Raw genomic sequence first — 13,052 nt, forward strand, 5'->3', positions numbered from 1 at the left:
CCCCCGCCCCGCCATGCGTAAGCGCATGGCGGGGCGGAGGCTTTCTACGTTATTGGCTCCACTACCAAAAACTGCAACCACTACTGAAATGACTGAAAATAAGCTAACACTCAGCCAATTTAGTGATGGTTGCAGTTTTTTTCGTACGCAGCGGAGCCAAAAAAGTAGGGCGTGTATGAGTCTGACTTCTGAAATTTTCAGCATATCAGTTGTTTCGCCTCTTGAGGACACATGTCCGATTGCAGCGGATGTAAATCCGATGCAGGCGAACATGTGTCAGCGAAAGCAAGCGAACAACGATATGTGAAAATGGAGGAAGTCAGACTCGTATACGCCCGGACCTTCTATTTGTTACTGTGCGATATTGTTTAATTCGGCGATTCCGTTTTTTTGGCAGCCGCCTTCTTCTGCTCCTGCTTTTCCCGCTTCTTTTGCTGGTCCAGCTCCTGCTTCTTCTGCGCTTCTTTCTCCGCATGCTCGCTTTCCAGCTGCTCCTGGCGCTGCTGCTTGATGCGGCGGAAATAGGAGCTCATCTCGTCTGCCATACCGGCCAGACGGTTTAACAGCGTGGAGAAATCGGAAAGCATTTCATCGTCCTGATAATACGGATACACGATATCGTGATCGATCTCGCTCCAGCCCTCCTCGAACAGGGTTCTGCCCTGGATTTCCACATAGTAACCCTTGTATTTGATGATATAGTGCAGGGAACGGTAAATGCCGTCCGATTTGATGTCGATCAGTTTTTTATCGTAAATCCGGGTGTCACCGGTTCTGCGGTAGACCTTCGGCCGTTCTGCGATGTAGTAATGGTCCGGGTCATCATCGAAGTCCAGAAGCCGGTCCTCAATATAATTGGCCGGATCATTCTCAAATACCGAAGTAATGTAATTATGAAAATAGATCCAGTCCTCCCGGTAAAGGAAGAAGACACGGATTCCGATCAGATCCGTCATATACTTATAGTAGTTCTTCCGGTTGATATATTTGTACTGGTCCGGCTGCTCGCTCTTTTTGCGGATGATCTTCTCCAGCAGATGCCCTGCCTTTTTGGTCCGATAGCGGTAAGAGTGAATCCCTGCTTTCTCAATGTCATACAGATAATCGTTAACGAAATCCTTGCCGATCTTCTTTAACTGCGGCTCAATACGGCAGTAGCTGTCGTAAATGGAATTCAGCTCTTCCCACTTCATCCCTGTCTTTTTCAGGGTTTCTTTTTCAATGTTATATTCTTTCAAAAAATCTTTTTTCTTGATCATAGATTCTCCTGATGTCATTCCTGTGTTGCTATATTTTCAAGCAGTGTCCGGCAGACGCGCCCCAGTGGAAGCCCGACCACATTATTATAGTCTCCCCGGATTCCTTCTACCCAGACCGCAAAACGTCCCTGAATCCCGTAGGCCCCGGCCTTATCCATAGATTCCCCGGTTCTGACATATGCTTTGATCTGCTCCATTGTCATTGGGCAGACATGTACATCAGTCTTTTCCGCAAAGGTTATGGTTTTCCACTGCTCGCTTGGATTTTCTCCCGGTTTTCCACAAAATACCAGAGTCACGCCTGTGTATACCTGGTGGATTTTCCCCTGAAAGGATGAGATCATGTGGATGGCATCTGCCTCATCCTTCGGTTTTCCGAGGATGTTTCCGTCAAATGCCACCACAGTGTCCGCGCCAATCACCACAGCATTCTCACCGGTATGTCTGAAAGCAATGTCTTCTGCTTTCTGCCTGGAAAGCTCCATCACGACCTCATCCGGCTTTGTGCTGCGGATCACCTCCGTGACATGGCTCGGCTCTACCACCGGCTCTATGCCCGCCTGACGCAAAAGCTCCAGGCGGCGCGGGGATGCCGATGCCAGGATCACATCCGGGTAACAGTTCTCCATCTGTGTTTTCATATTGTTTTTGTCTCCTCGTATTATATAGTCATAGCCATTCTTTACCTTTTCTATAGGTTAGGCTATTCTTATTAAGATACTGTGGATTGGTTTTTTGCTCCTACCACTTGATGGTTGTAAATAGGCTCCAACCACAGTCTCTTTGTTCATTTGTTAATCAGTCAGATACCGCATGACGGTTTATTTAGAACGAGGTTACAATCGCAAGGAGTCCTGCCTGCATCTGACTTGATGACCAGGCATATCCTTGCTCCTTTTTCACCTGCTCAGTCTGTTCCTGGATCACCCTGCATGCCAGATCCGCAGATTCAAAATAACGTTTCCGGCTTTCATAAAGCTCTTTAAACTCCTGGTCTCCCATCGTATAAAATCCCATGTTCAGGCAGTCTGCGGTATCCTGCATCTCCTGGCGCAAAAATGCAAACGCTGACAGCTTCTTCATATCCAGGATCGTCTGCACACTCGCCTGACGTGCCTGAAACTGTGCAAACTGTGCTGCCTGGTCTGCCTTTTCGAGACGTTTCTCCAGATTCTTGCCGCCCGTCTTTCCCTGTACTCCCCTAATGTGGTACCAGAGATATTCATCCAGCGGTCCGTCCAGTTCTTCCCACATTACTCTCCTGCTGCGTAGCCTGGTAGTCGGTAACCAGACTCTCTGCTCCCAGTTTTTTCGCCAGACTGACCGCAGCATCCAGAAGCATCGTGCCTGCTCCCTGTTTCCGGAATGAGCATTCCACCCAGAGCCACAAAAGCTTTACATCCGCCCCTGTTTTTTCCAGAACTGTTTCTCCAGCCAGTCCGTCTGCCTCACATCCAAGCAGACGGACTGGCTGGAAACGGAAACGCTTTGGAATCAGTTTCCAAAGCGCTTCTTTCTTTTCCCCTTGATCCAGAAACACTCTCATCGGCATATCCTCCTCCATCTCGTTTTCAGTGATACTTTGGAAACACATCTGCTCCCTAAACGATATCACATGGAATCTTCCCTTCCGAAAATTCCTGCCGGTGAACTGCTGTCTTTACTCTTCATCCGTTGTCAGAATATAATCGGTTGTCTGGTATACATAGAAGTTCAGCCAGTTTGCATACAGGGTATTCGAGGCATTTCTCCAGGACAGGACCGGAATATTGAACGGGTCATTGTCCTCATAATAGTTGCATGGAAGTTCCGGATGCAGTCCTTTTTTTAAATCACGATGATATTCGTTGTTTAAGGTCATACGGTCATATTCCGGATGCCCCTGCACAAAGATCTGGCTTCCGGTATTGTTAAGTACCAGGAAAATACCGGCCTCCGGGGACTCTGCCGCAATCGTCAGCTCTGGATGTTTTTCTATGTCTTTCCGGCGCACCTCAGTATAGCGGGAATGCGGCGCCATAACGTAATCGTCCATGCTGCGGACTAACGGGATCTTGCGGTTTAAGATCTTGTGCCGGTAGATTCCTGCTAATTTCTTTTCTCTTTTGTATTTCGGAATGCCGTAATGGTAATATAAACCTGCCTGCGCTCCCCAGCAGATATGAAGGGTGGAATGCACGTGGGTCTTACTCCACTCCATGATCTTCGTCAGCTCGTCCCAGTAATTGACTTCCTCAAACTCCATATTTTCTACCGGTGCCCCGGTGATGATCATACCATCAAATTTCTGACGGTGGATCTCATCGAACGTCACATAGAATTTATTCAGATGACTGGCCGAGGTATTCTTGGAAACGTGCGTGGAAAGCATCAAAAAGGTGCAGTCCACCTGCAGGGGTGTATTGGAAAGTGCCCGAAGAAGCTGGGTTTCCGTATCCTCCTTGATCGGCATCAGGTTTAAGATCAGGATCTGAAGCGGACGGATATCCTGACTCATCGCACGGTTCTCGTCCATCACGAATATATTTTCCGATTCCAGAATGGCTCTGGCCGGCAGATCATTTTGTACTTTAATCGGCATTATTTTCTTCCCCCATCATGTTCAGGAAATCCTGCTCGGAAATGATCGGGATCCCCAGTTCTTTTGCTTTTTTATTTTTTGACGAATTCGAAGTCACATCATTGTTGATCAGATACGTAGTCTTTGCGGTGACCGAACCGGTCGCTTTTCCGCCGCGTGCCTCAATGGCCGCCTGCAGTTCCTTCCGGTTTACAAAATGCTCTACCGTTCCGGTGATGACAAAAGTCATCCCCGCAAATACCGCTGCCTCTGTATTTTCCGAAACTTTCTCTATGGTAAGCTCTGCAAGCAGATCATCCACCAGCTTTGCGTTTTTCTCAGATGCGAAGTATGCGATCCACGCATCGGCTAAAACTGCGCCGATTCCATCAATCGCAGTCAGTTCTTCCTCCGTGGCATGGCGCATCCGTTCGAAATCATAGTCGAAAGACCGGCACAGCATCTTCGCATTCGCCAGCCCAATGCCTGCCACACCAATGCCGTAAACCACACGGACCAGATTGGTGTGGGAAGCCTTTTTCACGGCTGCCATCAGATTCTCGTAGGACTTTTCGCCAAAGCCCTCCATCGAAACAATCGCCTCACGATGGCGGTCCAGATGAAAGATATCGGCATAGCTGTGGATGAACCCAGCTGCAATAAACTTCTCCAGGGTTGCCTCGGAAAGGCCGTCAATGTTTAACGCGTCACGGCTCACCAGCAGAGAAAAACTCTTGATCTTCTTTGCCTGGCAGTCCGGATTCGTGCAATATAAGGATTTTACATCATTCATCTGGCGGATCTGGGTCTCGCCGCCGCAGACCGGGCAGATCTTCGGAATCACAATAGTTCCGCTGCGGGTTAAATTCTCGGCAATCTGCGGAATGATCATGTTCGCCTTGTATACCGTAATGGTATCACCTACCCCCAGCTCCATCGCTTCCATGATGCTGATGTTGTGGACGCTGGCCCGGCTTACCGTGGTCCCCTCAAGTTCCACCGGATCAAAAATCGCCACCGGGTTGATCAGACCGGTCCGGGATGCACTCCATTCAATCTCCCGAAGCGTGGTCTCGCGGATTTCATCCGCCCATTTAAAAGCAATGGAATTGCGCGGGAATTTTGCTGTGCGGCCAAGCGCATCGCCGTAGGCAATGTCATCCATCAGAAGTACCAGACCGTCAGAGGGGATATCATAGCTCTGGATTGCCTCGGCAAATTCTGCCACTGCATCCGGCAGTGTGGCAGCCGTCACTTCCTTGTATTCCACCACATCAAAGCCCTGTGTCTTCAGCCACTCGAACTGCTCTTTGCGGGAATTGTGGAAACGACCATGATCTGTTCCATCGTCCACAATTGCATCCACGCCATCTGCATTTGCTGCATCTGGTACCTGCGTATCCGCCGGATTTACCGCCCGCACCAGCATGAATGCCTCAAAATTCACATTCCGCTTCGCCGTGATCTCATTGTTTAACTGACGCACAGAGCCGCTGCATAAGTTTCTCGGGTTCTTGTACTTCGCATCCACATCCTCGATTTCTTCATTGATGCGTGCAAAGTCCGAATATTTGATGATTGCCTCCCCGCGAAGGAGCAGCTGTCCCTGATACGGGATCCGAAGCGGCACATTGGAAAATACCTTCGCATTGTTGGTGATGACCTCACCGATCTCGCCATTGCCGCGGGTGACTGCTTTCACCAGCTCACCGCCCTCATATGTCAGAACAATGGTCAGACCATCCAGCTTCCAGGATAAAAGTCCCTTCTGGGTTCCCAGCCACTCCTGAAGAACCGGAACTTCTTTTGTCTTATCCAAAGAAAGCATCGGTGCCTCGTGCGCCTCCTTCGGAAGTTCGCTCAATACTTCATAACCTACCTTCTGGGTCGGGCTTCCGGCCAATACCATGCCGGTTTCCTTTTCCAGCTTTAGCAGTTCATCGTACAGCCGGTCATATTCAAAATTGCTCATGATCTCACGGCTCTCCTGGTAATATGCCCTGGATGCCGCCAAAAGCTGCCGGTGCAGCTCCTTCATACGCGTGATCTTATCGTCATTCTTTCTCTGATCCATTCTCGTCACCTGCCATTTTTCCTGTCATGTCTTCGGTCTGTCATCTTTCCGCCAGCATTTTCATCGGGCTTTGTTCTATTCTGTCTTCGTCGCTGTTCGTCACGCATGCGTGTCCGGCAACAACTCGTCTTCTACTCGTCTCCGCCTTCCAGAAGTTCCTCACGCTCCAGACGCGCCTGCTCCAACTGCCATTCCAGTTCTTCCATCTCCTGCGGCGTTACCCGGCGGAAATCCCCAGTATTTAATTTGCCCAGATGAATGTTCATGATACGGATCCGCTTTAAAGTCACCACACGATAGCCGAGCTCCGCGCACATGCGGCGGATCTGACGGTTTAATCCCTGTGTCAGGATGATCTTAAACGATTTCATGCCGGTTGCTTCCACCTGACATGGTCTTGTGGTCACTCCAAGCTCCTTTAATTCCACACCCTCACGCATCTTCTTTAAAAATGCGGCATTGAACGGCTGATCTACCGTGACCAGATACTCTTTCTCATGGAAATTGCCTGCATGCATGATCTCGTTAGCCAGTTCTCCCTGATTCGTCATAAGGAGAAGTCCCTCGGAATCCTTATCCAGACGTCCCACCGGATACACACGCGCCGGATACTGGATCAGGTCCACAACGTTCACCGCACGGTCCTTGTCGGAAGTGGTGCATACCACTCCGCGCGGCTTATTCACAACCAGAAGCACCGGTTTTACTTTTTTGCCGCCCGCCGCCTTTCCAACCGGCTTTCCATCACAGACGATCACTTCCTGACCTGTTACTTTTTCTCCCATCTGGGCTTTCCGGCCGTCGATGGTCACCTTTCCTGCCTCGATCAGGCGGTCTGCCTCACGGCGGGAGCAGATTCCCTGCTCACTCAAATATTTGTTTAAACGGATTTCTTCCATGTTTGCTTCCTTTCCGGTTGCTGTTCACGCGTTGCCCAAACAGTGTACAGTAACCCTTTCCGTACCTTCTGCACAGGTTTCTTTGCATGCACAGGCTTTTTCAATCCCTTTTTTGCACAGGTCTCTTTTATCATGTACCTGCTCCTTTTATAAGCCGAAAATGGCTATCCCCAAACCATGGAGATAGCCTGTATTGCTTCCCCGCGTCCTTAGTCGTGGATGAACATGGCATCCCCAAAACTAAAGAAACGGTACCGTTCCTTAATTGCTTCGTTATACGCATTCAGAATATGTTCCCGTCCTGCCAGTGCAGAAACCAGCATCACCAGAGTCGACTCCGGCAGATGGAAGTTTGTGATCAGGCAATCCAGAATCTTGAATTTATAACCCGGGTAAATAAAAATCTCCGTCCAGCCGCTTCCAGCCTTTAAGATTCCATCTTCCCCGGTTGCAGACTCGATGGTACGGCAGCTGGTCGTACCAACGCAGATCACACGTCCGCCCGCTGCTTTCGTGTCGTTGATCTTCTTCGCCTCGGATTCTTCTACCACATAAAACTCCGAGTGCATGTGGTGCTCCAGCACATTCTCCACCTTAACCGGACGGAACGTGCCAAGACCAACATGCAGCGTTACATGGGCAATCTTCACGCCCATTGCCTCGATCTGCGCGAGCAGCTCCTTCGTAAAATGCAGACCTGCGGTCGGCGCAGCAGCAGAGCCGTCATGCTCCGCGTACACGGTCTGATACCGGTTCTTATCCTTTAACTGATGGGTAATGTATGGCGGAAGCGGCATCTGTCCTAACTGATCCAGGATTTCCTCAAAAATGCCCTCGTAGGAAAACTGGATCAGGCGGTTGCCCTCCTCCACAACATCGATGACGGTACCTTTTAACAGACCCTCGCCAAATACAATTACCGTGCCCGGCTTGCACTTTTTGCCCGGCTTTACCAGAGTCTCCCAGATATCGTTCTCACGGCGTTTTAACAAAAGCACCTCGATTTTCGCCTGCGTATCCTCCTTCACGCCAAACAGACGCGCCGGGATTACCTTGGTGTTGTTGATGACCAGACAGTCACCCGGTCTTAAATACTCCGTAATGTCACGGAAATGGCGGTGCTCCATCTCTCCGGTGTTCTTGTCCAACACCAGGAGTCTGGAGGCAGAACGGTCCTCCAGCGGATCCTGTGCGATCAGCTCCTGTGGGAGGTCAAAATCAAAGTCTTTTACATTCATGGTTTCCATTTATCTTATCTTCTTTCTTTTCTTCACTCTTTGTTTGCTGTTTGTTTTTTCTTGCCTGGCTCTTTGCTCTCGCTTTGTGCCTTGCTCTTGCTTTACGCCTTGCTCTTGCTTTGCTTATCTTTCATTCTAATTTGCGGTATCCGCTGCTGTGCTGTCACCAGACTCCGCACCGATGCTTACCTCGGAACCTGTGGTTGTTTCCACGGCTGTTTCTGCACCTGTCTCCTGCGCGCTTCCTTCACTCGATTCCAAAGAAGCTGCTGCACCATCTTCCCCGCTCTCAGAGGTTTCCTCGTCTCCGATCACTACCTCCGGCTCGTCCCCATTGTCGTAAACCGGAGAGCCGTCACGCAGCACACCGTAAACGCTGTTTAAATCCTCGTCTGAATTCAACGCTTCTTTCAATTTCACATTCACACTGGAAGCAAGCTTTCTCACCTCTTCCGAGTGATTGGAAACATCGATCAGCTGCAGAACCTCTTCCGAAAGGTTTTCATCCTTGATGATATGGTAATTGCCCTCACTGTCTTTCTCCACGTAGCACCACATAATCATAGGTGCTGCAGTTTTTACGGAATGAAACTTAATATCTGCCAGTGCATAGACCAGCCAGCTGTCTGCCGTCGCGCCATCGCGCACATAAGTTGTAATATTGTCAAACTCCTGCACATACTTGGAATTGCTGCGCAGGCGGGTTTTCTCGTGCTCCAGCTCCGTAAAGGAAAGACCGGATACCCCGTAAATCTCATTCATGGTGTCTGCGTCCCCGCTGGCCCGCGCTGCAAAGTATTTTTTCATCAGATCCAGTACTTCCGGAACACTGTCGTGCATCAGGGTCTCTGTCGCATAAGGATCTCCGTTTTCATCCCCGGAAGTTTCCTCTTCTGCTGCAGACTCATCCGCAGCGTCTAACTCCGTAGAATCGCTCTCCGGCTCTGCAGCCATTGTCTCTGTTTCTGCCGGTTCTGTTTCCACCGTTTCCGTCGCTGCTGCCGGATCTGCTGCCCACTTTTTCCCGTAGTCTGCAAGCACAATGATAATCATGAGTACAATGACTACGAGCGGAACAACCAGAACCGGAAGCAATGCCTTTTTCTCTGTATCTTTTTTCCCAAAAGAATTCCAGTTATATTTCATAAAATAGGACCTCCAATCAGTACTAACATCATATCAAATGAGGAATAAAAAATCAACAAATCCCCTTGCAAATTAGAAAAAAGTATAGTATCATGATAGAGATGCGTCTGTAGCTCAGTGGATAGAGCAGTGGCCTCCGGAGCCGCGTGCGTAGGTTCGATTCCTATCAGACGCATTTTTCTTTTACCAAAAAATCCCTGTGGCACATCATTCCATGTGCCACAGGGATTTTTTTAATACTTAATCCATCATTCCATTTTCATCAAAATACATCGGGGTCGGACCGCTTACATAGCTGATTCCGTCCATATCCTTAATGGACTCATAAAGAGCCTCCGATACCTGGATTTCATCCAGACACAGGGTATTCTTGATGTGTACCACTCTTGCCTTCTTGTAATCCAGGTTGTGACAGCAGCGGATGCACATCAGCACTGCCTCTTTATCGGTATTGACATACAGCGGGATCGGACATGCATCCATGATTCCGGTAGTCAGCACGTTGGTCCAGGTCACTTCCCAATCTACATCATTTAAGCAGCGTCTGGTCGTTACATCTGCAGAACCAAGACCGCAGCCATTATGATGAGCTTCCGGCGTGATGCCGCGGATAAACAGCTTCTTTAAATTCAAGGTCGCACCGAACGTATGCGTAATATTACGTCCGGTTACATTCGGATCATGACCGTTTCCGCTGATATTCTTTCCAATCTCATCAATGATCAAAACGTCAATATCATTGAATTTGAATTTTGCCATACGCTCTTTTGCAACAACCAGAAGACGTGCATCGGTCTCCATGAAATTGTCCTTGCCGCAGACTTCCATTGCACAGATATCATCGTATGCGTTCTGCACTACGCCAACGCCGAAAGCAAACGGACATTTTTCCAGGAACTGCTCTGCCACCTGCGGGATCAGTTCCGTAAAACGATGGAATCCAAAGCTGTGGAACATGCTTGCGCCTTTATGCTTTGCAATACCGATCGCTATCATCTTCGCAAGACCGCTCTCGTGAGGGCCTCGGAAATCGGTATGCGGCTTAACCTTATTAAAGATTACGATTCCGTCGGATTCGTAAGCATATTTATCGCAGTAAAGCGGAATGCCGTTCAGTTCACCGTACTGCACCACCTCCATGGATGACAGGATCGGTACGCCCATGCTCTCCTCCGTGATATTATAACCGGCCAGCATCTCCAGCTGTCCCTCAGCACACGCGCCGCCGTGGCTTCCCATGGACGGAATGATAAACGGCTCTGCTCCCCAGCTCTTTAAGGTATCGCAGATGGTGCGCAGCATCACATCCATATCCGGAATGCCGCGGCTTCCTGCTGTGATACAGATCCGTTTTCCTTTATAGCTTTCTTTGTTTTCTACTTTTTCAAGCTCTGCCAGCATATGTCCCTTAATATCTTCGATCTTGGTCGGATCATAGCTCTGGCGAATCGTTACCATATTCGGGATCGGAACATTCTCCATTCCCTGAATTGGTGTATGGACTTCTGGAAACTGAATAAACATTTAGTATCTCCTTTCACAAAACCGCTGTCATGTTTCTTTTTCGTGCCCCTCTTTTATGCCATTCCGAATAAATAAAACAGCAGGATCATAAATACCAGTGTGACCAGTGGAATCAGGCAGGTAGTTACGAAGATCGGGAAGTAGGAATGACGGTGATCATTCTCAGTTACGTTCAGCACGGATACAACCAGGCCGTTGTGCGGAAGAGAATCCAGGCCTAAGCTTGCCAGCGCGCTGACACGGTGCAGTGCCTCAAGGTTTACGCCAAGCGGAACAAAGTAATCTTTAATGATCGGAAGCGCAATGCCAAGACCGCCGGAGCCGGAACCGCAGACACCTGCCAGTACAGTAACTGCCAGTGCAGATGCGATCAGCGGGCTTCCTCCGATTTTCGTCACCGAACCGATCAGGGTATCGAAGGCCGGAGTTGCCTGAACCAGAGAGCCAAAACCAACAACTGCTGCCGTGTTAAACAGAGAACCTGTACCATCTTTTGTGCCATCGCCGAGATGTTTCCAGATTTCCTTCCACGGGATCTGTTTTGCATAGCAGATCAGACCGGCAATAAAACCAACAAACAATGCGAGCTCTGCGCTGAGCTTGAAACCATTTAAAGCAACAAGAAGGATGATCATCGGAAGCAGCGCAACCACAATGTTCGGAAGCTCTTTTCCTTCTTTCAGTTTCAGCATAGCCTCATCCTTCTCAGTCATCTCGAAGTGAAGGCCTTTTTTCTTGGTATAACCAACATACCAGATCATAAATCCAAAGACCAGAATTGCCTCAAAAACTGCTGCGATTATTCCCGGAACGAAAGCTGCAGTGGCCGGAGTGCCGAGGATCTGACCCGGCATCAGGTTCTGGATCTGCGGAGAACCCGGCATCATACCAGTAAAGGTACCTGCGCCTGCAAAGTATACTGCCGGAATCAGAGTACGAGAGATGTCCCCCTTCTTAAACAGAGAAACCATCAGCGGGTACAGAGTAAACATACATACGAATACGGACACACCGCCATAAGTCAGGATCACACCTGCAAGCATAATAGACGGAACGATGAAGCGGTCACCCAGCTTATCGATCACGACCTTTGCTACTGCATCTGCCGCTCCGCTGATGTCAGTCAGCTTGCCGAACAGCGATCCCAGAACGAAAATAAAGAAAAACTTTCCGAAATAGTTTGCCAGTCCTGTTACATATGTCGTTGTAATCTGTTCTACCGGATTCATTCCGGCCGTAACCAGAAGAAAAATACCGGAAATCATTGCACCGAAAAAGATCGGAACCCCTTTGAAACATAGATAAATAAGTAATACCAGACTGAGTATAACCAGTAAGATCTGCATAATATCTCCTTCTCATTTTTCATTTTCTCAATGCTTCTGTTTTGATTACCTTCCCCTCAGAGATACGCTATCCGTATCGTGCCATGACTCACCCTCCTTTTCTTCTTTCTTTCATTTGTTATTTTTTTCACATTTAGCGCCCGTGATTCCCAAGTTTACTAGTATACAAGTTTTGTAAAAAAAAGATGCCGATAATCATCTCTTCCGGTCTCATTGTCGCATGTCATATATTACCAATTTTTTTTCATAATGTAAAGTATTTTTTTATTTTTTTCACATTTCTTTATTTCAGTTTTTAAAATGGTATGTCCATTTGGTCTGTTCTCTGTTTTCATGTACGAATTTCATTTTGTTATTTTTTTGTCTTTCGCATGCCAAACCACGTTTGCCGAAACTGCCGGCTGGATTTTTCAAAGCCACCATGCTACAATACCATCTGTCTTTAGAAAAAAATCAGGAGGACTTTCCCTATGTTAATCAGAACCGCCACCATAGAAGATCTTGATGCAATCACCGCCGTTGAGGCTGAATGCTTCCCACCCACTGAGGCTGCCACCCGCAGCGATTTTAAACAGCGCCTGGCCCATTACAGTAACCATTTTTGGCTCATGTTCGATGAAGATAAGCTCATTGCCTTTGTAGATGGCATGGTCACCGATATGGCTGACCTGACCGATGAAATGTATGAACATGCCGCTCTCCATAAGGAAGACGGTACCTGGCAGATGATCTTCGGCGTCAATACCATCCCGGAGTACCGCAGACATGGCTATGCCGGAGCCCTCATACAACGTGCCATCTCAGATGCCAGAGCTCAGGGCCGCAAAGGACTTGTGCTCACCTGCAAAGATAAACTGATCCATTATTACGCAAAATTCGACTTCGTAAACGAAGGAGTGTCCGCCTCCGTACATGGCAATGTAACATGGTATCAGATGCGGCTAAGTTTCTGAGCGCAATATTGCAATTTAAGTATATGACAAGGGCCGTGTGAGTTGCCGAAAGG

Annotated in this window: 13 protein-coding genes and 1 tRNA gene; 3 read left to right on the forward strand and 11 right to left on the reverse strand. The window is 48.6% G+C overall.

Going from position 1 to position 13,052, the window contains the following annotated elements; translation table 11 throughout:
- A partial coding sequence (locus tag DW922_RS17795) for a hypothetical protein (protein WP_207666291.1) occupies nt 1-307 on the forward strand: 307 nt, incomplete at its 5' end.
- A 61-nt stretch (nt 308-368) separates the two neighbouring features.
- Here the strand turns inward: DW922_RS17795 and DW922_RS05015 are convergent.
- The 9 genes from DW922_RS05015 to DW922_RS05055 form a co-directional block, all read right to left on the reverse strand.
- Entirely contained in the window at nt 369-1,259 is an 891-nt protein-coding gene (locus DW922_RS05015) for a GTP pyrophosphokinase (protein ID WP_118718887.1), read from the reverse strand.
- Nucleotides 1,260-1,273: 14 nt separating this feature from the next.
- A complete protein-coding gene (locus DW922_RS05020) occupies nt 1,274-1,900 on the reverse strand; it encodes a Maf family protein (protein WP_243032059.1) in 627 nt (208 codons plus the stop codon).
- Nucleotides 1,901-2,084: 184 nt separating this feature from the next.
- The gene (locus DW922_RS05025) at nt 2,085-2,513 is read right to left on the reverse strand and encodes a hypothetical protein (protein ID WP_118718886.1); all 429 of its coding nucleotides are present in this window, start codon (nt 2,511-2,513) and stop codon (nt 2,085-2,087) included.
- A complete protein-coding gene (locus tag DW922_RS05030; protein WP_195715006.1) occupies nt 2,482-2,805 on the reverse strand; it encodes a GNAT family N-acetyltransferase in 324 nt (107 codons plus the stop codon). Before DW922_RS05030 ends, DW922_RS05025 begins: the two co-directional genes overlap by 32 nt.
- A 114-nt stretch (nt 2,806-2,919) precedes the next feature.
- Nucleotides 2,920-3,840 (reverse strand): homoserine O-succinyltransferase, encoded by a 921-nt coding sequence (gene metA / locus DW922_RS05035; RefSeq protein WP_118726011.1) that lies wholly within the window; start codon nt 3,838-3,840, stop codon nt 2,920-2,922.
- Entirely contained in the window at nt 3,830-5,893 is a 2,064-nt protein-coding gene (gene ligA, locus DW922_RS05040) for an NAD-dependent DNA ligase LigA (RefSeq protein WP_118726012.1), read from the reverse strand. Before ligA ends, metA begins: the two co-directional genes overlap by 11 nt.
- Nucleotides 5,894-6,024: 131 nt before the next feature.
- A complete protein-coding gene (locus tag DW922_RS05045) occupies nt 6,025-6,792 on the reverse strand; it encodes a pseudouridine synthase (RefSeq protein WP_118726013.1) in 768 nt (255 codons plus the stop codon).
- A gap of 209 nt (nt 6,793-7,001) precedes the next feature.
- Entirely contained in the window at nt 7,002-8,030 is a 1,029-nt protein-coding gene (gene queA / locus DW922_RS05050; protein WP_118726026.1) for a tRNA preQ1(34) S-adenosylmethionine ribosyltransferase-isomerase QueA, read from the reverse strand.
- Nucleotides 8,031-8,165: 135 nt separating this feature from the next.
- Entirely contained in the window at nt 8,166-9,176 is a 1,011-nt protein-coding gene (locus DW922_RS05055; RefSeq protein ID WP_118726014.1) for a hypothetical protein, read from the reverse strand.
- A gap of 103 nt (nt 9,177-9,279) precedes the next feature.
- On the opposite strand from DW922_RS05055, the gene DW922_RS05060 reads away from it, so the two are divergent.
- Nucleotides 9,280-9,351 (forward strand) — tRNA-Arg (locus DW922_RS05060).
- A gap of 65 nt (nt 9,352-9,416) precedes the next feature.
- Here DW922_RS05060 and DW922_RS05065 read toward each other — a convergent pair.
- Both DW922_RS05065 and DW922_RS05070 read right to left on the reverse strand, forming a co-directional pair.
- A complete protein-coding gene (locus DW922_RS05065) occupies nt 9,417-10,700 on the reverse strand; it encodes a lactate racemase domain-containing protein (protein WP_118726015.1) in 1,284 nt (427 codons plus the stop codon).
- Nucleotides 10,701-10,753: 53 nt separating this feature from the next.
- A complete protein-coding gene (locus DW922_RS05070; protein ID WP_118726016.1) occupies nt 10,754-12,046 on the reverse strand; it encodes a GntP family permease in 1,293 nt (430 codons plus the stop codon).
- A 470-nt stretch (nt 12,047-12,516) separates the two neighbouring features.
- On the opposite strand from DW922_RS05070, the gene DW922_RS05075 reads away from it, so the two are divergent.
- Nucleotides 12,517-12,999: a GNAT family N-acetyltransferase gene (locus DW922_RS05075; protein ID WP_118726017.1), complete on the forward strand. Its 483-nt coding sequence runs from the start codon at nt 12,517-12,519 to the stop codon at nt 12,997-12,999.
- Nucleotides 13,000-13,052: the final 53 nt, after the last annotated feature.

This window comes from Clostridium sp. AM42-4 (assembly GCF_003480105.1).
GTDB lineage: Bacteria > Bacillota > Clostridia > Lachnospirales > Lachnospiraceae > Brotaphodocola.